Raw genomic sequence first — 20,609 nt, 5'->3', positions numbered from 1 at the left:
AACCGGCGCAGCCTTCGTGGTTGGTGAAAACCCCGCGAAAGGCCGCGCTCCGGCGGCTGGCTTTCAGCGCCCTCGGCGCCGTCCGCCGGCCTGCCCTGCCGGACCGCCGTAGCCACCACCGCCGCTGCGGCGACCCTGGCCCGGGCGCTGTTCCTTGCGCTGACGCGAGAAGCTGTCGGCACCGATGTAGCCGAGCGACGTCTTCATCGGATCGGGCTGATTCGCACCGCTGGGTTGACGGTCGTCGCCCTGGCGATTGCCGCCACCGCCCTGGCGGTTGCCACCATTGCCGGCATTGCCGTTCCCGCGGCGCGCCTGGCCTTGCGGCGGACCGCCGTTGCCGGGGCCGGGCCCACGGTTGACACGGCCGCCGCGATCGCCCCGGTCACCGCGCGGTGCACGACCGTCGCCCAGCGGGCTCGGAATCGGGGCCTCGCGGGCGCCCTGGTCACGGCCGTCGCGCATGTCGCGCGGCTGGCCGCCACCGGCACCGCCGTTGCGGTTGCCGCGGCGCTTCTTGTTGCGGCCATTGCCGCCGCCGTCCTGTCCGGGTCCCCGCACCTGCTGCGAATCGGGCCGCGCCGCCGCGCCGCCGGACGCCTGGAACAGCGCACGGATGTCACGCTCGTCGAGCTCCATCCAGGCGCCGCGCTTCAGGCCGCGCGGCAGCACCATTGCGCCGTAGCGGATGCGGATCAGCCGGCTGACCGCATGGCCCACCGACTCGAACAGGCGGCGAACCTCGCGGTTGCGGCCTTCGGAAATGGTCACGCGGTACCAGCAGTTGGCACCCTCGCCGCCACCGTCCTCGATGGTGCCGAACTGCGCCATGCCGTCGTCCAGGCGAACGCCGTCGAGCAGCTTCTTCTTTTCTTCGGCGGTGAGCGCGCCCAGCACACGCACCGCGTACTCGCGCTCCAGGCCGAAGCGCGGGTGCATGAGCTGGTTGGCCAGATCGCCCGAGCTGCTGAACAGCAGCAGGCCTTCGGTGTTCAGGTCGAGCCGGCCGACCGACTGCCACTTGCCTTGCTGCAGGCGCGGCAGCTTGCGGAACACAGTCGGGCGGTTCTGCGGATCGTCGTGCGTCACCACTTCGCCCACGGGCTTGTGGTACGCGATGACGCGTGGCGGCGGGGGCGCGATGCGGAAGCGGATCGGCTTGCCGTTGATCTTGACCTGGTCGCCGAACTGGATGCGCTGGCCGATGTGGGCCGGTTCGTTGTTGACGGAAATGCGGCCCTGGAGAATCAGTTGCTCCATTTCGAGCCGCGAACCGAGGCCCGCCTGGGCCAGCACCTTGTGCAGCTTGGGCGAGTCGGCCTCGGGGAGCAGCACGCGCTTGAGCGGTGGTACCTCCGGGCTTTCTTCGTCGGCGTCGAACTGGCCGGAAATGACGTCGGCGAAGCGGATCGGCTCGGGCGGCAGCGCATGGCGCTGCTCGCGCTCGGCGGCGCGGCGGGCACGGTCGAGGTCGTCTTCTTCCTCGTCGGGCTCCTCCTCGTCGTCTTCGTCCTCGTCGCTACCGTCGTTACGGGCAACCTGCTCGGACTGCGTCGCCTGGCGGGCCTGCTGCGCGGGCGCCGGCTCGGCGGTTTCTTCCGCGGCAGCAGCGACGGGCGCCTCGACCTTGGCCGCTACAGCCTCCACCGGCCCGGCGACCGCAGGGGCCTCTTCAGCCAAAGCCGGCGCGTCGGTTGCAGCCGCAGCGTCGTCCGCCACCTTCTTCTTGCGAGGCGCGCGCGGCTTCTTGGGCGCTTCGGCTTCCAGAGGCGCGGATTCAGGCGTCGCGGCCTCCGTCGCTACGGCTTCAACCGCCTCACCTGCAGCCTTCTTGGGCGCGGTCGCACGTTTCTTCTTTTTGACTTCGGGTTCGGCAGGCAGCATGGCCGCGTCTTCGGTGTCGGGTGTGCTCATGGGGTTTTTCCGGAGGAAGGAGCGTGGGGGCCGGCCTCGTCCACAGACGGGGCATCGGGTTCTGGGACCGGTGGCTCGGCGTGAGCGGACGCGGGTTCCGGCTCGGCCGTGGATTCGGCTTCGGGTTCTGTTTCTGTTTCTGGGGCAGACAAGGCTTCGGGCGCCTCGGCGACTCGCGCTATTTCCGCGACGTCGACCATTTCCGGCGCCGCATCCATCGGCAGGCCCTGCTGCTCGCCGGAGGCCCGCTCGAGCGCATCGACCAGGGCCGCCTGCTGCGCCGGCGTTTCGATCAATGGCAACTGGTCGAGCGAGGCCAGTCCCAAGTCGTCGAGAAACTGGCGCGTGGTGGCGTACAGACCCGGCCGGCCCACGGTTTCACGGTGGCCGATGACCTCGACCCAGCCGCGGTCCTCGAGCTGCTTGAGGATCAGCGAATTGATCGTCACGCCGCGAATGTCTTCCATGTCGCCGCGCGTGGCCGGCTGGCGATAGGCAATGATGGCCAGCGTCTCGAGGGCGGCGCGCGTGTAGCGCGGCGGCTTCTCGGGGTGCAGGCGGTCGAGATGGTCGCGCATTTCGGGCCGGCTCTGAAAGCGCCAGCCGCTGCCGACGCTCACAAGCTCCAGGCCGCGCTGCGCCCAGTCTTCCTGCAATTCAAGCAACAGCACCTTGATGGTGTCCACACCCAGTCCGTCGTCGAACAGCACGCGCATGTCGCGCACCGGCAAAGGCTGGCTCGAACAGATCAAGGCGGTTTCGAGAATGCGCTTGGCATCCGCCGTATTCATGGTTCGCGTTATCCGGGAAAAGGCGCCTCGGGGACGCTTGTTCAGAAGGATGAAAGGAGTTGGCGCTGCAGGCACACGGCAAATGCAGCGCGAGGCCGGCCTCGGGTGGCCGGCGAGGCCCTCGGGCCGTCAGGCGCGATTGTAGTCCAGGCCCCAGGACTGCAAAGCCTGCGCCAGGTCCGGCGGCGGCGCGGAACGGAACTCGAGCGGCGCCTGCGTGACCGGATGCACGAAGGCCAGCCTGAACGCATGCAGCGCCTGGCGGGTCAGTCCGGCGCCCGGCGCGCCGCCGTAGAGCGCGTCGCCGACCAGCGGATGGCCGATCGACGCCATGTGCACGCGAATCTGGTGGGTACGGCCGGTTTCGAGGGTGCAGCGCACCGCGCAGGCTTCGGTGTTGCTGTCGAGCCGCTCGATCAGCGTGCGCGCCGTCTTGCCCGAGTTCCGCTCGAGATCGACCACGGCCATGCGCAGCCGGTTGCGCGGATCGCGGCCGATGGGCGCGTCGACCTGCCGGGCCGCGGCGCCCGCCCACGGCTTGTGCCCGATCGCCAGGTACTGCCGCTTGACGTCGCGCGCGGCGATCAGCGCCACCATCGCGTCCATGGCCGCCCGGGTGCGCGCGACCACCATCAGTCCGCTGGTGTCGCGGTCGAGCCGGTGCACGATGCCCGCCCGCGGCAGCAGCACGGCCTTGGGGTCGAGCGCCAGCAGGCCGTTGAGCAGCGTGCCGCTCCAATGGCCGGGGGCCGGGTGCACGACCAGACCGGCGGGCTTGTCGATGATGCGCAGGTGCTCGTCCTCGTGCACGGTGACGATGTCCATCGCCTCGGGCCTGAAAGCCTGGCTCTGAGGCGTCGGCCGCAACTCGATGCGGCCGGCCTGCCCGGCTTTCACCGTGGCCGAGACCTTTTTGAGCGTGTGCCCTTGCACCTCGACCGCACCGGCTTCGATCAGCTGCTGCAGGTAACTTCGGGAAAATTCGGGCACCAGCGCGGCAAGCGCGCGGTCGAGCCGCTGGCCGTGTTGGGCGGCGTCGATGACGAAGGGCCGCAGCTCGCTGGGCTCGATCGGGTCGGCGCCCTCGTCGAGTTCGGCCGCCTCCGCTGACTCGGGGGTATTGCTCAAAGGGTCGGCCGATATAATTGAGGGTAACTGTTTCACGAAAGCCGTATGTGATGTTTCGCGCCAAATTATCGGTCCCCACCTGGATCGCGCTCAGCGCGACGGCTCTGCTGGCAGCTGGCTGCTCGTCGACCTCCGTCGACAAGACCGCCAACTGGAGTCCCAACCGCATCTACTCCGAAGCCAAGGAGGAAGCCGGTTCGGGTGCCTACGACAAGGCTGTGCCGCTCTACGAGAAGCTCGAAGGCCGCGCCGCCGGCACGCCGCTCGCTCAGCAGGCCCAGCTCGAAAAGGCCTACGCCCAGTACAAATCGGGTGAAAAGGCCGCCGCCATCTCGACCATCGACCGCTTCATGAAGTTGCATCCGGCGAGCCCCGCGCTCGACTACGCGCTGTACCTGAAGGGCGTGATCAACTTCAACGACGACCTGGGCATGTTCGCCTTCCTGACGCGCCAGGACCTGTCCGAGCGCGACCAGAAGGCCGCCAAGGAATCGTTCGAGTCCTTCAAGGACCTCGCCACGCGCTTCCCCGATTCGCGCTACGCGCCCGACGCGCGCCAGCGCATGAACTACATCGTGAACTCGCTCGCGCAGTACGAGGTTCACGTGGCGCGCTACTACTACTCGCGCGGCGCCTACCTGGCAGCCATCAACCGCGCGCAGATCGCGCTGGCCGACTACCGCGAAGTGCCGGCGCTCGAGGAAGCCCTGTTCATCATGGTCAAGTCGTACGACGCCCTCGGCATGAAGGACCTGCGCGACGACGCACAGCGCGTGTTGACCACCAACTATCCGCAAAGCACCTACCTTGCGAACGGTTTCAAGGGCAAGGACGACCCTTGGTGGAAGGTCTGGTAAAGCCGGAATACGCGCCGTGGCGCGCTCAGGTCAATTCTTGAGCGCGTCCAGCGCGTCGTTGAAATCCGACTCGTTTTCGAGCCGCCGCATCGGCGGCAGCGCCGCCAGCAACCGGCGGCCGTAACCCATTGCGACCAGGCGCGTATCGCAGATCGCCAGCACGCCGCTGTCGGTTTCCCGCCGGATCAACCGCCCTGCTCCCTGCTTGAGCGCAACCGCCGCTTCGGGCAACGAATAGTCGGCGAACGAACTGCGGCCCTGCGCCTCGAGGCGCTGCGAGCGCGCCTCGACCAGCGGATCGTTCGGCGGCGGAAACGGCAGCTTGTCGATCACCACCAGCTGCAGCGCATCGCCCGGCGCATCGAAGCCCTCCCAGAACGACGCCGACGCCACCAGCACACAGCCCGCGCGCCCGGCACTCGCGCCTTCGCGGAAGCGGTCCATCAGCACGCGCTTGGGCAGCTCGCCCTGCACCAGCACCTCGGGCCGCAGCGCGGCATCGAGCAGCTCGAACTGCTGCTTCATGGCATCGCCGATGGTGCGCAAGGCCCGCAGCGTGGTGGTCAGCACCAGCGTACGCCCGCCGAGTTCGGTGGCGCCGTGCGCGGCGAGTTGCGCGACCTTCTGGCTGTGCGAAGGGTCGTTGGGCTTCGGAAAGGCGCGCGGCACATAGAGCGCTGCCTGCGAGGCGTAGTCGAAGGGGCTGTGCACGCGCAGCACCTGCGCGTCCTGCAGGCCGCAGGGTTCGGTGAACCAGCGCAAGGTGGGCTCGTCGCCCAATGTGGCGGAGGTGAAGACCCAGGCGCGGCCGCCGTTTCCCTGCCCCGGCGTCTCGCTCGCCTGGCGTTCACCGTAGGCATCGAGACCGTCGTCATCGTCATCGTCACCGTCCAGGTCGGCCTGATCGTCCACGATCTTGAGCACCCGCTTGCGCATCGCCTCGGCGATGTCGAGCGGCGACTCGATCAGCCGCAGCTGCGAGCCCACATCGACCCAGCGCACCGAGTCGACTTCGCAAGGCAGCGCGAAGCGCGCGGCTCGCTTGGCGAGTTGGCGGGTTCGCTCGTGCAGCCGCACGAAGTCGGGCGAGATCTCGCTGACCGTGGCGAGCCCTTCGGCCGCCGTTTCGAACGAATGCTGCAGATCGTCGAGCGCGCGCTGCCATGCATCGGGATCGACCCCTTCCGGCGACGCGCCCAGCCAGCGCAGCTTGGCCCCGGGCCATTGCTTGCCGACCACCAGGCGCAGCTCGCGTGCGGCGCGTTCGACGCCGGCGGCCAGCTGCTGCCAGTCGACCAGCCCGCGCGCGTGCTGCAGCCCCGCGCCGAGCATGTCGCGCGCGAAATCGAGCGCCTGGCCGCTGCCGAGCTGCGCGCCGAGGAACTGGACGCCGGTTTCGTTGAGCTGGTGCGCCTCGTCGAACACCACCACGCTCACGGTCGGCAGCAACTCCGCCATGCCCGTCTCGCGCACGGCAAGGTCGGCGAAGAACAGGTGATGGTTGATGACCACGATGTCCGCCGCCAGCGCCTCGCGCCGCGCCAGGTTGACGTGACAGGGCTTGAACTGCGGGCACTGCGCGCCCAGGCAGTTCTCGCGCGTGGACGTGATCAGCGGAATGAGCGGCGAGCGCTCGTCCAGGCCCGGCAGCTCGGCCAGGTCGCCCGTGCGCGTGGCCTTGGACCATTGCTCGATCTTGGCCAGCGTGCGCAGGCTGCCGCGCTCCGGCAGCGATGCGTCGTGGCGCGCCATGTCCAGCCGGTGCAGGCACAGGTAGCTGCCCCGCCCCTTGAGCAGCGCCGTGCGCACCGGCAGGCCGAAGGCTTCGACCAGGCGCGGCAGGTCGCGGCCGAACAGCTGGTCCTGCAAGGTCTTGGTGGCGGTCGAGAGCAGCACGCGCTCGCCGCTCAGCAAGGCCGGCACGAGGTACGAGAAGGTCTTGCCCACCCCCGTGCCCGCCTCGACCACCAGCACACCGCCCTCTTCGATGGTGCGGGCCACGGCGATGGCCATCTCGGTCTGGCCCGAGCGTTCGCGAAACTGCTCGGCGGCACGCGACAGCACGCCGCCCTGCGCGAAGGCGTCGCGCACCTTGTCCTCGAGCGCGCCGGTCACGCGGGCTCTTTCGGGTCGAGCACGTTCTCCAGGCGCGCAACCTGGTCACGCAGCGCAAGGCGGCGTTTTTTCAGGCGCCGCAGCAGCAGCTCGTCTTGCGGCGAGCTCTCGGACAAGCGGTCGATGGAGGCGTCGAGATCGGCATGCTCGATGCGCAGTTCGATCAGTTGACGGGAAAGGGAGTGAAGATTGGAGTCCAACGGTGGGGCGCGCACACTGATTTTTCGCGGCGCATGTTCATTCGATAATACGTCCTGACACGAATCCCAGCGACGACAGAAACACGCGCCTCAGGCGCCTATGCCTCATGACTCAAGGCTTTCGACTTGCCGCGGCCACCGGACTCCACAAGGGAGACCGGCCGTACCAACAAGACCAGGTGCTGGTGATGAGTCACCCGCGCGTGCCGGGCTGCGTGCTCGGTGTGGTGGCCGACGGCATGGGCGGGCGCAGCGGCGGCCGCAAGGCCTCCGACCAGGTGCTGATGACGGCACGCCAGCTCTTCACGCGCTACCAGCCCGGCCGCGACGACCCGCAGGCCGTGCTCAAGCAGATCCTGGAAGACTCGCACACCGTCATCAAGCTCACCGCCGTGTCCAGCGAACAGGAGCCGCACAGCACGCTGGCGGCCTTCCTCATGAACCCCAAAGGCGACTGCGCCTGGATTCATGCAGGCGATTCGCGCATCTATCACTTCCACGACGGCGAGCTCGTCAGGCGCACGCGCGATCATTCGTACGTGCAGGTGCTGATCGACCGCGGCCAGATCACCGAGGCCGAGGCCAACATCCACCCTCAGGGCAACATCCTGCTCGGCTGCCTGGGCATGACGACCACGCCGCCGCCGGTCGACCCGTACTACATCCCGAAACTGGCGCCCGGCGACCTGCTGATGGCGTGCAGCGACGGCTTGTGGCATTACTTCACCCCCGAAGAACTGGCGAGCGTGCTGTACGCGCATCCGCCGCGCGACGCAGCTGAGATCCTGGTCGGCGAGGCGCGGCGCCGGGCCCGCGGCACCGGCGACAACCTCTCGATCGCGGTGCTGAAGATCGAAGCGCTTCCGGCAGCCACCTGAGCGGCTGATCGCCCGCCAGCCCTGGAACTCAGGGCGCGGGCGACGAAGCCGCAGGCGTCGGCAGCGGCGCACCGCGCGGCTTGCTGCGGTCGGCGTTCTGGCGCTCCCGGCTGGCCCGATGCTCCTCGGCACGCTTCTGCTTGTCCTGAAAACGCTGCACGACGGCGGGCGCCTCGCTGCGGCGCTGGGCCGCCTTGGCCTGCTCGTCAGCATGGGCCTTCAGCTTGGACTCGAGCTGGCGTTCACGCTCCGCGCCCTGTGCCGCCGTCTCGGCCCGGCTGGTGGCGTGGTCGGCCGCGCGTTGCTCGCGGTCTTTCTGGGCCTGGCTCGACTGCTCCTGCTTCTCGCGCGTGTCCTGCGGACGCTGCTGGCCGGCCTTCTGGTCGAGCTTCTGCAGTTCGGCCGCGCCGCTGCGCTGTCGCTGGATGTCGTTGATCGCGGTTTCCTGGCGCTTGATGTTGTCGGCTTCCTTGCGGCGCCGCTCACGGCTCTCACGCAGGCAGTCTTCCACCGCGAACTTCTTGTAGCAGACAGCCCGCTCTTCCACGAAGCGCCTCTCCACGGCCTCGCGCTCCGTCGACAGCCTGCGCTTCTCGACCTCGAGGTCGGTGGTGCCCGCCGCGGCGTTGAACTGCGCCCACAGCGGCAGGCTGGCCAATGTCATGAGCAGGGCAAGGACGATTTTTTTCATGTGAGTCGGGTGTCGACGATGCGGCGTTCCAGGGCAAGAAACTCGCTCGACTGCATTTCAGTGAGCCGGGAGACCGTGCGCGGAAACTCGTGCGCCAGCGGCCCCTCGGTGTACAACGCCTCGGGCGGAACCTCTGCCGACATGATGAGCTTGCAGCGCCGGTCGTACAAGACGTCGATCAACCACGTGAAACGGCGTGCCTCCGAGGCCATGCGCACCGGCATGTGCGGCACGTCGGACAGCAGCACCGTGTGGAACTGGCTCGCGATCTCGAGATAGTCGTTCTGCGAGCGCGGGCCGCCGCACAGCGTCTTGAAATCGAACCACACCACGCCGCCGGCCTTGCGCCGCGCGCGGATCTCGCGCTGCTCGATGTGCAGGATCGGACTCTCGTCGGCCGTCTCGGCCAACTTGTCGAAGGCCTTGCGCATTTCTTTGTCGGCCGCCGCATCGTTGGGCGTGAGGTACATGCGCAGCTGTTCGAGCGTGCGGCGCCGGTAGTCGGTGCCGTTGTCCACGCTCAGCACCTCGAGCTTCTCGTTCAGAAGCGCGATGGCGGGGAGGATGCGGTCGCGGTGCAACCCATCCGGATACAGGTCGTCGGGCTTGAAGTTCGAGGTGGTGACGAAACCCACACCGTTCTCGAACAGCGACGCCAGCAAGCGATGAAGAATCATCGCGTCGGTGATGTCCGCCACATGGAACTCGTCGAAGCAGATCAGCTTGTAGCGCTTGGAGATGCGCAAGCCCAGTTCGTCGAGCGGATTGACCGTGCCCTGCAGTTCGCGCAGCTCGCGGTGCACTTCGCGCATGAACTCGTGAAAGTGCAAGCGCGTCTTGCGCCGCAGCGGCACGGCGTTGAAGAAGAGGTCCATCAGGAAGCTCTTGCCCCGCCCGACGCCACCGTACATGTAGACGCCGCGCGGAAGCTCCGGCCGGTTGATGAACTTCTTCAGCGCATTCGAACGCTGGGCCTTGTACTCGGCCCATTCGTTGGCGCAGCGGTCCAGCGCCTCCACGGCATGCAGCTGCGCGGGATCGCTGTGGAACCCGCGCGCGGCGAGCTCCGCCTCATAGGCCTGTTTGACGCTGGTCAAGAGAAACGGCGGATCAGAAGTTCAGCGTGCGCTTGTCCACGGCGAGTGCCGCTTCCTTCGTGGCTTCCGACAGCGACGGGTGCGCGTGGCAGATGCGTGCGATGTCTTCGGCGCTGGCCTTGAACTCCATCGCCACGACGGCTTCGGAAATCAGCTCGCTGACCTGCGGGCCCACCATGTGCACGCCCAGGATCTCGTCGGTCGTGGCGTCGGCCAGGAACTTGACCATGCCGGTCGTGTCGCCCAGCGCGCGTGCGCGGCCGTTCGCCAGGAACGGGAAGGTGCCGGCCTTGTAGGCGCGGCCTTCGGCCTTGAGCTGCTGCTCGGTCTGGCCGACCCATGCGATTTCCGGGTGCGTGTAGATGACCCAGGGCACGGTGTTGAAGTTGACGTGCCCGTGCTGGCCGGCAATGCGCTCGGCCACGGCAACGCCCTCTTCCTCGGCCTTGTGCGCCAGCATCGGGCCGCGCACCACGTCGCCGATCGCCCACACGTTGGGCAGGTTGGTCTTGCAGTCGCCGTCGACGTTGATCGCACCGCGCTCGTCGAGCGCCAGGCCCACGGCTTCGGGGTTCAGGCCAATGGTGTTGGGCACGCGGCCGATCGACACGATCAGCTTGTCGACGTCCAGCACCTGGGCTTCGCCCTTGGCGTTGGTCCAGGCGATGGACACGCCCTTCTTGCCGGACTTGATTTCGCCGACCTTCACGCCGAGCTCGATCTTCAGGCCCTGCTTGTCGAAAGCCTTCTTGGCTTCCTTGGCGATCTGCTCGTCCACCGCGCCCAGGAAGGTCGGCAGCGCTTCGAGCACCGTGACTTCCGAACCGAGGCGGCGCCACACCGAACCCATTTCGAGGCCGATGACGCCGGAGCCGATCAGCGCCAGCTTCTTGGGCACGCCGCCCATGCGCAGCGCGCCGTCGTTGGAGAGGATGTTTTCCTCGTCGAACGCAGCACCCGGCAGCGCGCGGGCATTGGAGCCCGTGGCCAGGATGATGTGCTTGCCAACGATGGTTTCTTCAGCGGCGCCGGCCACCTTGATCTCGTAGCCGCCGTCGGCGGCCTTCACGAACGAGCCACGGCCGTGGAAGGACGCGATCTTGTTCTTCTTGAACAGGTACGTGATGCCGTCGTTGTTCTGCTTCACGACCTGGTCCTTGCGGGCCAGCATCTTGTCGATGTCGAGCGACAGGCCCGACACGTTGATGCCGTGGTCCGCAAAGCCGTGGCCGGCATGCTCGAAGTGCTCGGACGACTGCAGCAGCGCTTTCGACGGAATGCAGCCGACGTTGGTGCAGGTGCCGCCGAGCGCGGGGCCGCCCTTGGCGTTCTTCCACTCGTCGATGCAGGCCACGTTGAAGCCGAGTTGAGCGGCGCGGATCGCGGCGATGTAGCCGCCGGGGCCGCCCCCGATGACGACGACGTCGAATTGTTTGTTTGCCATCTGGTTCTTTCGCCTCAGATGTCGAACAGCAGGCGCGACGGGTCTTCCAGCGCTTCCTTCATGGCGACCAGGCCCAGCACGGCTTCGCGGCCGTCGATGATGCGGTGGTCGTAGCTCATGGCCAGGTAGTTCATCGGACGGATCACGATCTGGCCGTTCTCCACCACCGCGCGGTCCTTGGTGGCGTGCACGCCCAGGATGGCCGACTGGGGCGGGTTGATGATCGGGGTCGAAAGCATCGAGCCGAAGGTGCCGCCGTTCGAGATGGAGAACGTGCCGCCGGTCATGTCTTCGATGCCCAGCTTGCCGTCTTGCGCCTTCTTGCCGAACTCGGCGATCTTCTTCTCGATGTCGGCAAAGCTCATCTGGTCGGCGTTGCGCAGGATGGGCACCACCAGGCCGCGCGGCGAACCGACGGCGATGCCGATGTCGAAGTAGCCGTGGTACAGGATGTCGTTGCCGTCGACCGATGCGTTGATCACCGGGTACTTCTTCAGCGCATGCACCGCGGCCTTCACGAAGAAGGACATGAAGCCGAGCTTCACGCCGTGTTCCTTGGTGAAGCTGTCCTGGAAGCGCTTGCGCAGGTCCATGACGGGTGCCATGTTCACTTCGTTGAACGTGGTCAGGATGGCGTTGGTCGACTGCGATTGCAGCAGGCGCTCGGCGATGCGGGCGCGCAGGCGGCTCATCGGCACGCGCTGTTCCGGGCGCTCGCCCAGGTCGGGCGCGCCGGTGGGTGCGCTCACCTGTTGCAGGGCGGGCTTGGCGGCCGGCGCGGGGATGGCGGCGGCAGCGGGCTTGGCACCCGAGGCGACCGCGCCGAGCACGTCGCCCTTGGTGACGCGGCCGTCCTTGCCGGTACCGGACACGTCACCGGTCTTCAGGTTGTTGTCGGCCAGCAGCTTGGCTGCGGCGGGCATGGCAACGTCGGACTTCGAACCACCGGTGGCGACAGCAGCGGCGGCTGCCGGTGCTGCAGCGGCCGGGGCGGCCGCGGGAGCAGCAGCTGCCGGTGCGGCTGCCGAGGCCTTGCCTTCGGTGTCGATCTTGGCGATCACCTGCTCGGCGAGCACCGTGGCGCCATCGGGCTGCACGATCTCGGTCAGCACGCCGGCCGAAGGCGCGGGCACTTCCAGCACGACCTTGTCGGTCTCGATCTCGATCAGGATTTCATCGACGGCGATGGCGTCGCCGACCTTCTTCTTCCAGGTGAGCATGGTGGCTTCGGCCACGGATTCGGAAAGCTGGGGGACTTTGACTTCTACGATAGACATGTGGAGTGAGCTCCGTTTTGTTCTTGAGGGTGTTCGTGTGAAAAGGAACGGGTTTTACTTGGTCAGCACGAAGCCCTTGAGCTTGCCGAACGCGCCATCCACGAGCGCCTTTTGCTGTTCCTGGTGCAGGTGCGAGTAGCCCACCGCCGGAGATGCCGAAGCGGCACGGCCGGAGTAGCCGAGCTTCTGGCCGTCCTGCATGTTTTCGTGGATGTAGTGCTGCACGAAGAACCAGGCGCCCTGGTTCTGCGGCTCGTCCTGGCACCACACCACGTCCACGAGGTTGGGGTACTTCTTGATTTCCGCGGCAAACGCCTTGTGCGGGAACGGATAGAGCTGCTCCACGCGGATGATGGCCACGTCGTCGGTGCCCTGCTCCTCGCGCCTCTTGGCCAGGTCGTAGTAGACCTTGCCCGAGCAGGCGACCAGGCGCTTGACCTTCTCGGCCTTCAGGCCCTTGCTGTCCGGAATGACGGTCTGGAAGCTGCCCTTGGTGAATTCGGTCAGCGGCGAGGTGGCGTCCTTGTTGCGCAGCAGCGACTTCGGCGTGAGGATGACCAAAGGCTTGCGCAGGTTGCGCACCATCTGGCGACGCAGCACGTGGAAGATCTGGCTGGCCGTGGTGGGCTGCACCACCTGCATGTTGGTGTCCGCGCTCAGCTGCATGAAGCGCTCCAGGCGTGCCGAGCTGTGCTCGGGGCCCTGGCCTTCGTAGCCGTGCGGCAGCATCATGGTCAGGCCGTTGACGCGGCCCCACTTCACTTCGCCCGAGGCGATGAACTGGTCGATCACCACTTGCGCGCCGTTCACGAAGTCGCCGAACTGGGCTTCCCAGATCACGAGCGTGTTGGGGTCGTTCGAGGCGTAGCCGTATTCGAACGCCAGCACGGCTTCTTCCGACAGGATCGAGTCGATCACGACGAACGGGGCCTGGTTCTCGGCCACGTTCTGCAGCGGCGTGTAGGTGCCGGTGTCGAACTTCTCGCGGTTCTGGTCGTGCAGCACCGCGTGGCGGTGCGTGAACGTGCCACGGCCCGAGTCTTCGCCCGACAGGCGGATCGGGTAGCCCGAAGCCACCAGCGAGGCGAAGGCCATGTGCTCGCCCATGCCCCAGTCGACGTTGACGTCGCCGCGGCCCATGGCGGCGCGGTCGTCCAGCACCTTCTTCACCAGCGGGTGCACCGTGAAGCCTTGCGGCACGGTGGTGATCTTCTCGGCCAGGCGCTTCCACTCGCTCGAGGGAATGGCGGTGTCGCCGGCGTCGGTCCACTTCTTGTTGAGGTAGGGGCTCCAGTCGACGGCGAACTTGCTCTTGAAGTTGGTGAGCACGGGGTCGACCGTGTTCTTGCCTTCGTCGAAGGCCGCGCGCTGCGCCTTGACCATGTCGTCGCCGAGCGTGTCGCCCAGGCCTTGCGTGGCCAGCTTGTCGGCGTACAGCTTGCGCGTGCCGGGGTGCTGGGCGATCTTCTTGTACATCAGCGGCTGGGTGAGCGAGGGGGTGTCCTGCTCGTTGTGGCCCAGCTTGCGGAAGCAGATGATGTCCACGACCACGTCCTTCTGGAACTCCATGCGGAAGTCCAGCGCGAGCTGCGTGGCGAGCACCACGGCTTCGGGGTCGTCGCCGTTCACGTGCAGCACCGGCGCGTCGACCATCTTGACGATGTCGGTGCAGTACAGCGTCGAGCGGCTGTCGCGCGGGTCGCTGGTGGTGAAGCCGATCTGGTTGTTGATGACGATGTGCACCGTGCCGCCGGTGGAGTAGCCACGGGTCTCGGCCAGTGCCAGCGTTTCCATCACGACGCCCTGGCCTGCGAAGGCCGCGTCGCCGTGCACGATCACAGGCAGCACCTGCTTGCCCAGCGGGTCGCCGCGGCGGTCCATGCGGGCACGCACCGAGCCTTCGACCACGGGATTCACGATTTCAAGGTGCGACGGATTGAACGCGAGGCTCAGGTGCACCGGGCCGCCGGGGGTGGTCACGTCCGAGCTGAAGCCCTGGTGGTACTTGACGTCGCCGCTGGGCAGTTCTTCGGGGGCGGTGTGGTCGAACTCGGCGAACAGGTCGGCCGGCATCTTGCCGAGCGAATTGACCAGCACGTTCAGGCGTCCGCGGTGGGCCATGCCGATCACGATTTCCTGCACGCCCTTGACGCCGGCCTGGTTGATCAGCTCGTCCATCGAGACGATGAAGCTCTCGCCGCCTTCGAGCGAGAAGCGCTTCTGGCCGACGTACTTGGTGTGCAGGAAGCGCTCGAGGCCTTCGGCCGCGGTCAGGCGGTTGAGCACGTGCTTCTTCTGCTCGGCGCTGAGCTTGGGATTCGTGCGGGCGCTTTCGAGGCGCTGCTGCCACCAGCGCTTGTGCGTGTGGTCGGTGGTGTACATGTACTCGGCGCCCATCGTGCCGCAGTACGTCTCGCGCAACGCGTTCAGCAGGTCGCGCAGGGACATGGTGTCCTTGCCGAAGAAGGTGTTGCTGGTGTTGAACACCGTCTCGAGGTCGGCGTCGGTGAAGCCGTAGAACGCGGGCTCGAGCTCCGGAATGGACGGACGCTCGGCGCGCTTGAGCGGATCGAGGTCGGCCCAGCGGGCGCCGACGTTGCGGTAGGCGGCGATCAGCTGCTGGACGGCGGTGCGCTTGCGCCCGAGTTCGGAGTCGGCGCCGCTGGCCACCACGACCTTGGTCGTGCCCTGCTTCGCGCGTTCGGCGAAGGCGTTGATGACCGGCAGATGCGGGACATCGCGGGAGTTGGTGCCGTCGGCGGCGGGAACGTTCTGCAGGGCATCGAAATACGAACGCCAGTTGTCGGGCACGCTGCCGGGGTTGGAGAGGTAGTTTTCGTACATCTCTTCGACATAGGGCGCATTGCCGCCGAAGAGGTAGGTGTTGCCTTGATAGGCGCTGTACGCCGATGGCGTAGAGGAGGAATCGCTCATGATCCGCTGACCTTCGCTTCCCTGAAGGAAGCACTAGCTGGTTAAGAAACCTTCCGCGACACGGCTGAACCGATTGGCGGATGCGACTGTGGCTGGGGAAGGGCCTGAGTACCTTGGCATTGTGCCACGTCAACCATATGACGATTCAAAGGGGCCGTGCAACCCCCTTGCGGTCTAACTCAGGGGGAAGAGAGTAACTGTTTGATCTGCTGCAGCGTCGCGGGGTCGTCGATGGTGGTCAGGTCGCCGGGGTCGCGCTGCTCGCACACGGCCTGGATGGCGCGGCGCAGCAGCTTGCCGCTGCGGGTCTTGGGCAGGCCGCCCACGAAACGCACGCGCGCGGGCCGCGCGAGCGCGCCGAGCTGGTCGGCCACCACCTTCATGATCTCGCCTTCGAGCTTGAGCGCCGCCTGCGCATCGGTCACGGCGAGGCCGTCCTTCGGCACGACGAAGGCCATCGCCACCTGCCCCTTCAGCGCGTCGGCCACCCCGACCACCGCCACCTCGGCCACGTTGGCGTGCCCGGAAATGCTCTCCTCGATCTCGCGCGTGCCCAGGCGGTGGCCCGCCACGTTGATCACGTCGTCGGTGCGCCCGAGGATGTAGAAATAACCGTCGGCGTCGCGAATGCCCCAGTCGAAGGTCGAATAGACCATCTTGCCGGGCACGCTTTTCCAGTACGTATCGACGAAGCGCGCGTCGTCTTTCCAGATGGTCTGCATGAAGCCGGGCGGCGTCGGGCCTTCGACCACGACCACGCCCTTCTCGTTGGCGCCAGTCAGTTCCTCGCCGGTCGACTCGTGCAGGATCTTGATGCGGTAGCCGTACATCGGCACGCCGGGGCTGCCGAACTTGCTGGCCTTGGGCTCGACGCCGTTGGCGATGGTGATCATCGGCCAGCCCGATTCGGTCTGCCAGTAGTTGTCGATGATCGGCACGCCCAGGCCCTCGCTGATCCAGCGCGCGGTGGGCTCGTCGAGCGGCTCGCCCGCCAGGAACAGCGCGCGCAGGCTCGACAGGTCGTATTTCTTCAGCAGCGCCGGGTCCTGCTTCTTGAGCACGCGCACGGCCGTGGGCGCGCTGAACATCACCGTCACCTTGTACTTTTCGACCAAGCGCCACCAGATGCCGCCGTCGGGCTGCTGGTCGATGCCCTGCGTGGGCAGGCCCTCGTACAGGATCGTCGCCATGCCCGCGATCAGCGGGCCGTAGACGATGTAGCTGTGACCCACCACCCAGCCGATGTCGCTGGTCGAGAAGTACGTTTCGCCGGGCCGGCCGTCGAAGATGTGCTTCATGCTCGCGGCCAGCGCCACGGCGTAGCCGCCCACGTCGCGCTGCACGCCCTTGGGCTTTCCGGTGGTGCCGCTGGTGTAGATGGTGTAGCTGATGTCGGTCGAGGCCAGCCAGGTGCAAGGCACCTCGGAATTCAGGTGCTTTTGCCGCAACTCGGCCGCCAGATGGTCGCGTCCTGCTACCAGACTCATAGCAGCAAGACCTCGGTCGGCGAGCAGCACCGCCAACGGCTTGTGCGCGGACAGCCGGATCGCCTCGTCGAGCAGCGGCTTGTATGCGATGACCTTGCCGCCGCGCGAGCCCGCGTCGGCGCTCACGATCACCTTGGGTTCGGCGTCCTCGATGCGCGTGGCCAGCGAGCCGCTGGCAAAACCGCCGAACACCACGCAGTGCACCGCCCCGATGCGCGCGCAGGCCAGCATGGCGAAGGCGGCCTCGGGAATCATCGGCATGTAGATGAGCACGCGGTCGCCCTTGCCCACGCCCAGCTCGATCAGGCTGGCCGCGGTGCGCTGTACCTCGGCGTGCAGCTCGGTGAAGCTGTAGCTTTGCTCGACCCCGGTTTCGGTCGAAACGAAGATCAGCGCAGGCTGGTCGCCCCGCGTCGACAGATGCCGGTCGACGGCGTTGTGGCACAGGTTGGTCGTGCCGCCCACGAACCAGCGCGCAAACGGCGGGTTGCTGGCGTCGAGGATCTGTTGCGCGGGCGTGTGCCAGTCGATCAGCTTCGCCTGCTCGGCCCAGAAGGCCTCGGGCGCGTCGACGGACTGGCGATGGAATTCTTCGTAGCGGCTCATCGGGTTGTCTCCTGTTCATGTGCATTCCGTTCCGGCGGGCTCCGCCAAAACTGAATTCATAATTATGGAGACCGATCTTGCAGCAAGCTGACGGCCGCTACAACCGGGTGCTGCCCGCTCCGGCCCGCCTGCGCGGGCTGCTTTCAGCTCAGCGGATCAGCGCTTGCAGCTCATGGAATGCCGGGTGCTCGGCAGTGCGCAGCCATTCGAAACCGACCATCTCGGTGGTCACCAGCTCGGCACCGGCACCGGCCAGCCGGTCGAAGGCGGCGTCGCGGTTGCGCTCGGTGCGCGAGCCGCAGGCGTCGGTGACGACCCAGACATCGAACTCGTCTTCCAGCAGATCGAGCGCCGTCTGCAGCAGGCAGACATGGGCTTCGCAGCCTGCGATCACGATGGTGTTGCGCTCTTCGGCCGCAGCCTGGGGCTTCTGCAGGTGCTTGGGCAGGCTGCGGGCATTGCCCTGCGGCGCGGCCTTGGCCGGCGCGCGCAGCCATTCGCCGAGCCCCTCTTCCACGCCGCTGAAATGCATCTTGGCCAGCGTTTTCCTGCAGAGCGCGCGAATGTCCGGCAGGTTCTCGCCCAGCTTGGACGGGTTCTGCTCGGTGCCCCAGACGGGCACCTCGACCAGTTGCGCCAGCTTGCCGAGGCGCACCGCATTCTTCGCAACGGCCTCGTTCTCGAAGACGGCAGGCATCAGCCGCGCCTGGTAGTCGATCAGCACGAGTTGGGATTGCGAAGCGTCGAGCAGCATGAACAGGTTCTTTCTTGGGGGAGTTTGGACGGGGCTAAACCGTACCACCGAAAACACCGCCTGCGCCCGCCGCGCCGCCGATGCGCCCGACGAGTTGCGCCACGTAGGTCTTGAACAGCGCGTCGGCCGACTGCCTGAACATGCGGATGCGACCCGTGTGCTGCATCAGCAGCAGGCCGACGCCGTGCGCGAACAGCGAGGTGTTCTCCTGCAAGGCAAGGTCTGCCGCCAGCCCCATCGCCTGCAGCGCGTCTTCGCAGGGGCGCAGCGCCTGGTGCAGGTGGTCGTTCAGTTCGTGGTCGAGCTCGCTGGTCAGCCCGCGTGGCCGCATGCCCTGCACCAGATAGAAGCCCAGGTCGAGCTCGCGCGGGTTCGCAGCGTAGAAATCGAACCAGGCCTGGGCCTTGGCGGCGAGCGTCAGGTCGGGGTGACCCTCGGTCGGCGGCGCGTCGGCCACCGCGGTTTGCAGCCGCTGGATGGATTCGTCGAGCAGGGCCGCGTAGATCGCTTCCTTGCTCTCGAAGTACGAGTAGATCGCGCCTGGCGTATAGCCGGCCTTTCGGGCAATTTCGCGCACGCTCGCGCCTTCGATACCGGCGTCCAGAAACACGGCGCGGGCGGCGTCGAGCACGAGCGCGCGGCGGACGTCGGTGAGCGCCTGGCGGCGCTGGAGCTTGGCTTGCATCGGCGGGACTATAGCCCCGTGACCCAGTGCCCCTTCGATTTTTTAAGCATTGATCGAAAAATTGAACAGTGTTCAAATTCGTGACCAGAACACGAACTTCGGAGACAACACGATGAATGCCCCGCTTCCCGCCGCCGCCCTCATGTCCGGCGCCGACTACCGCGAATCGCTGCGCCGCTACCGCCCCACGGTGTTCGTGGACGGCCGCCGCGTCGACTGCGTGGCCGACGAGCCCGCGTTCCAGCCCGGCATCAATGCCATCGCCCTCACCTACGACTACGCCCTGAAAAAGGAATACGAGCCGCTGATGACGGCCGTGCAGCACACCAGCGGCAAGCGGGTGAACCGGCTGTCCCACATCAACACCGGCTCGGGCGACCTGCTCAACAAGCTAGAAGCGGTGCGTCTGGTCTGCCAGGAAACCGGCTGCGCGCAGCGCTACCTGACGCACGACGCGCTCAACGCCATTGCCCAGGTGTCGGCGCGCATCGACGACGCGCGCGGCAGCACCGAGCACACCGCCCGCTTCCACGAGTACCTGCACCGCGTGCAGGACCAGGACCTGACGCTGGGCGTGGCCATGACCGACGCCAAGGGCGACCGAAGCCGTCGGCCGCACGAGCAGGCCAACGTCGACAGCTACCTGCACGTGGTCGAGCGCAACGCGCGCGGCATCGTCATCTCGGGCACCAAGGCCATCGTGACCGGCGCGCCCTATGTGCACGAACTGCTGGTCATGCCCTGCCGCAACATGGGCCGCGAAGACGCCGATTTCGCCGTGTGCTGCGCCGTGCCGCTCGATGCACCGGGCCTCACCATCGTGGCGCGCCCGGCCGGGAGGCCCGGAGAGAAGCTCGAGCACGGCGACGCCCTCTTCAGCCGCAAGTACGGCCAGAGCACCGGCGTGTGCATGTTCGACCGTGTCTTCGTGCCGTGGGAGCGGGTGTTCTACGCCGGCGACAACGGCACCTGGGAGCATTCGGGCCACCTGACCTACAGCTACGCCACCCACCACCGCCACAGCTGCATCGGCGCCCGCGCGGGTTTCGGCGACCTGCTGATCGGCGCCGGCGCGCTGATGTGCGAGGCCAACGGCTTCGACCCGGGCAAGGAAAGCCACCTGCGCGAGCAGATGGTGGAGCTCATCACCATCACCGAGAGCTTCTTCGCCTGCGGCGTGGCGGCCAGCGTGTACGGCAAAGCCGACGAACACTGCGAGGTGTTCATGCCCGACCCGGTGTTCAGCAACATCGGCAAGCTGCTGCTGGCCACCAAGATCTACGACATGCACCGCATCGCGCACTACGTGAGCGGCGGCCTGATCGTCACCCTGCCCGGCCCGGACGAAGACCACAACCCCGAGACCGCCGCCCGCCTGTCGGAGGTGCTGCGCGCCAACCCGGCCATTCCGTACGAACAGCGCATCGAGACCGCCCGCTTCATCGAAGACCTCACGGCCGGCTACCAGGGCGGCTGGTACAGCGTGATCAGCCTGCACGGCGGCGGCTCGCCGGCGGCCATGAAGCAGGAGATCTGGCGCAACTACCCGGTCGGCTCGAAGGTGGAACTGGTCGAGCGCATCCTCGAGCGCGGCATTGCCGCCGACGGCTCGCCCGCCGCCGCGCCGCACGACCCGGGCCGCGCCATCACCCGCAACCGCCAGCCCGGCAAGTGCTGCGACACGGGCTGCACGACGCCGGGGCAACCGGTGATGGTCGACCTGCCAAGCTCGTTGCGCGCCTAGACTTGCG

Annotated in this window: 16 protein-coding genes; 3 read left to right on the top strand and 13 right to left on the bottom strand. The window is 67.1% G+C overall.

Features of this window, described 5'->3' with window-relative positions:
• Positions 1-63: 63 nt before the first annotated feature.
• From ACSFA5_RS21900 to ACSFA5_RS21890, 3 genes are all read right to left on the bottom strand, one after another.
• Positions 64-1,914 (bottom strand): pseudouridine synthase, encoded by a 1,851-nt coding sequence (locus tag ACSFA5_RS21900; protein WP_435446146.1) that lies wholly within the window; start codon positions 1,912-1,914, stop codon positions 64-66.
• Entirely contained in the window at positions 1,911-2,705 is a 795-nt protein-coding gene (scpB, locus tag ACSFA5_RS21895) for an SMC-Scp complex subunit ScpB (protein WP_435446145.1), read from the bottom strand. Before scpB ends, ACSFA5_RS21900 begins: the two co-directional genes overlap by 4 nt.
• A 129-nt stretch (positions 2,706-2,834) precedes the next feature.
• Positions 2,835-3,833, bottom strand: a complete 999-nt coding sequence (locus tag ACSFA5_RS21890; RefSeq protein WP_435446144.1) for an RluA family pseudouridine synthase — start codon at positions 3,831-3,833, stop codon at positions 2,835-2,837.
• A 50-nt stretch (positions 3,834-3,883) separates the two neighbouring features.
• Here ACSFA5_RS21890 and ACSFA5_RS21885 point away from each other — a divergent pair, with 50 nt between their 5' ends.
• Positions 3,884-4,690: an outer membrane protein assembly factor BamD gene (locus ACSFA5_RS21885; RefSeq protein ID WP_435446565.1), complete on the top strand. Its 807-nt coding sequence runs from the start codon at positions 3,884-3,886 to the stop codon at positions 4,688-4,690.
• A gap of 30 nt (positions 4,691-4,720) precedes the next feature.
• On the opposite strand, the gene ACSFA5_RS21880 is transcribed toward ACSFA5_RS21885, so the two are convergent.
• Both ACSFA5_RS21880 and ACSFA5_RS21875 read right to left on the bottom strand, forming a co-directional pair.
• Positions 4,721-6,805 carry a DNA repair helicase YoaA gene (locus tag ACSFA5_RS21880; RefSeq protein ID WP_435446143.1) on the bottom strand — a complete coding sequence of 695 codons (2,085 nt, stop codon included), beginning with the start codon at positions 6,803-6,805 and terminating at the stop codon, positions 4,721-4,723.
• A complete protein-coding gene (locus ACSFA5_RS21875) occupies positions 6,802-7,005 on the bottom strand; it encodes a YdcH family protein (RefSeq protein ID WP_435446142.1) in 204 nt (67 codons plus the stop codon). The genes ACSFA5_RS21880 and ACSFA5_RS21875 overlap by 4 nt, the downstream gene beginning before the upstream one ends.
• 107 nt (positions 7,006-7,112) lie before the next feature.
• Between ACSFA5_RS21875 and ACSFA5_RS21870 the strand changes: the two genes are divergently transcribed.
• Positions 7,113-7,883: a PP2C family protein-serine/threonine phosphatase gene (locus tag ACSFA5_RS21870; protein ID WP_435446141.1), complete on the top strand. Its 771-nt coding sequence runs from the start codon at positions 7,113-7,115 to the stop codon at positions 7,881-7,883.
• A 28-nt stretch (positions 7,884-7,911) separates the two neighbouring features.
• Here the strand turns inward: ACSFA5_RS21870 and ACSFA5_RS21865 are convergent, their stop codons facing one another.
• The 8 genes from ACSFA5_RS21865 to ACSFA5_RS21830 form a co-directional block, all read right to left on the bottom strand.
• The gene (locus ACSFA5_RS21865) at positions 7,912-8,574 is read right to left on the bottom strand and encodes a hypothetical protein (protein ID WP_435446140.1); all 663 of its coding nucleotides are present in this window, start codon (positions 8,572-8,574) and stop codon (positions 7,912-7,914) included.
• Entirely contained in the window at positions 8,571-9,671 is a 1,101-nt protein-coding gene (zapE, locus tag ACSFA5_RS21860) for a cell division protein ZapE (RefSeq protein ID WP_435446139.1), read from the bottom strand. The genes ACSFA5_RS21865 and zapE overlap by 4 nt, the downstream gene beginning before the upstream one ends.
• Before the next feature lie 13 nt (positions 9,672-9,684).
• Entirely contained in the window at positions 9,685-11,115 is a 1,431-nt protein-coding gene (gene lpdA, locus ACSFA5_RS21855) for a dihydrolipoyl dehydrogenase (RefSeq protein ID WP_435446138.1), read from the bottom strand.
• Between the two features lie 14 nt (positions 11,116-11,129).
• Positions 11,130-12,392, bottom strand: coding sequence for a 2-oxoglutarate dehydrogenase complex dihydrolipoyllysine-residue succinyltransferase (odhB, locus tag ACSFA5_RS21850; protein ID WP_435446137.1), 1,263 nt, complete (start codon positions 12,390-12,392; stop codon positions 11,130-11,132).
• Positions 12,393-12,446: 54 nt separating this feature from the next.
• A complete protein-coding gene (locus tag ACSFA5_RS21845) occupies positions 12,447-15,326 on the bottom strand; it encodes a 2-oxoglutarate dehydrogenase E1 component (protein ID WP_435446136.1) in 2,880 nt (959 codons plus the stop codon).
• 179 nt (positions 15,327-15,505) lie between these two features.
• Positions 15,506-17,419, bottom strand: a complete 1,914-nt coding sequence (locus ACSFA5_RS21840) for a propionate--CoA ligase (RefSeq protein ID WP_435446135.1) — start codon at positions 17,417-17,419, stop codon at positions 15,506-15,508.
• 148 nt (positions 17,420-17,567) lie between these two features.
• Positions 17,568-18,173 (bottom strand): isochorismatase family protein, encoded by a 606-nt coding sequence (locus tag ACSFA5_RS21835; protein WP_435446134.1) that lies wholly within the window; start codon positions 18,171-18,173, stop codon positions 17,568-17,570.
• A 34-nt stretch (positions 18,174-18,207) separates the two neighbouring features.
• Positions 18,208-18,858 carry a TetR/AcrR family transcriptional regulator gene (locus ACSFA5_RS21830; protein WP_435446133.1) on the bottom strand — a complete coding sequence of 217 codons (651 nt, stop codon included), beginning with the start codon at positions 18,856-18,858 and terminating at the stop codon, positions 18,208-18,210.
• A 112-nt stretch (positions 18,859-18,970) separates the two neighbouring features.
• Here ACSFA5_RS21830 and ACSFA5_RS21825 point away from each other — a divergent pair, with 112 nt between their 5' ends.
• Complete coding sequence (locus tag ACSFA5_RS21825) at positions 18,971-20,602, top strand: 4-hydroxyphenylacetate 3-hydroxylase family protein (protein ID WP_435446132.1); 1,632 nt, start codon at positions 18,971-18,973, stop codon at positions 20,600-20,602.
• The last annotated feature ends 7 nt before the right edge of the window (positions 20,603-20,609 follow it).

The organism is Variovorax monticola (assembly GCF_051216855.1).
In the GTDB taxonomy this organism is placed as follows: Bacteria; Pseudomonadota; Gammaproteobacteria; order Burkholderiales; family Burkholderiaceae_C; genus Variovorax.
Note: the sequence above shows the minus strand (reverse complement) of the source record. Positions and strands in the feature narration are given on the sequence as shown.

Coding starts and splice junctions, on each gene's coding strand:
- ACSFA5_RS21900 (WP_435446146.1), bottom strand. CDS start 1,914: ATGAGCACACCCGACACCGAAGACGCGGCCATGCTGCCTGCCGAACCC.
- scpB (WP_435446145.1), bottom strand. CDS start 2,705: ATGAATACGGCGGATGCCAAGCGCATTCTCGAAACCGCCTTGATCTGT.
- ACSFA5_RS21885 (WP_435446565.1), top strand. CDS start 3,884: ATGTTTCGCGCCAAATTATCGGTCCCCACCTGGATCGCGCTCAGCGCG.
- ACSFA5_RS21870 (WP_435446141.1), top strand. CDS start 7,113: ATGACTCAAGGCTTTCGACTTGCCGCGGCCACCGGACTCCACAAGGGA.
- ACSFA5_RS21865 (WP_435446140.1), bottom strand. CDS start 8,574: ATGAAAAAAATCGTCCTTGCCCTGCTCATGACATTGGCCAGCCTGCCG.
- lpdA (WP_435446138.1), bottom strand. CDS start 11,115: ATGGCAAACAAACAATTCGACGTCGTCGTCATCGGGGGCGGCCCCGGC.
- odhB (WP_435446137.1), bottom strand. CDS start 12,392: ATGTCTATCGTAGAAGTCAAAGTCCCCCAGCTTTCCGAATCCGTGGCC.
- ACSFA5_RS21845 (WP_435446136.1), bottom strand. CDS start 15,326: ATGAGCGATTCCTCCTCTACGCCATCGGCGTACAGCGCCTATCAAGGC.
- ACSFA5_RS21840 (WP_435446135.1), bottom strand. CDS start 17,419: ATGAGCCGCTACGAAGAATTCCATCGCCAGTCCGTCGACGCGCCCGAG.
- ACSFA5_RS21835 (WP_435446134.1), bottom strand. CDS start 18,173: ATGCTGCTCGACGCTTCGCAATCCCAACTCGTGCTGATCGACTACCAG.
- ACSFA5_RS21830 (WP_435446133.1), bottom strand. CDS start 18,858: ATGCAAGCCAAGCTCCAGCGCCGCCAGGCGCTCACCGACGTCCGCCGC.
- ACSFA5_RS21825 (WP_435446132.1), top strand. CDS start 18,971: ATGAATGCCCCGCTTCCCGCCGCCGCCCTCATGTCCGGCGCCGACTAC.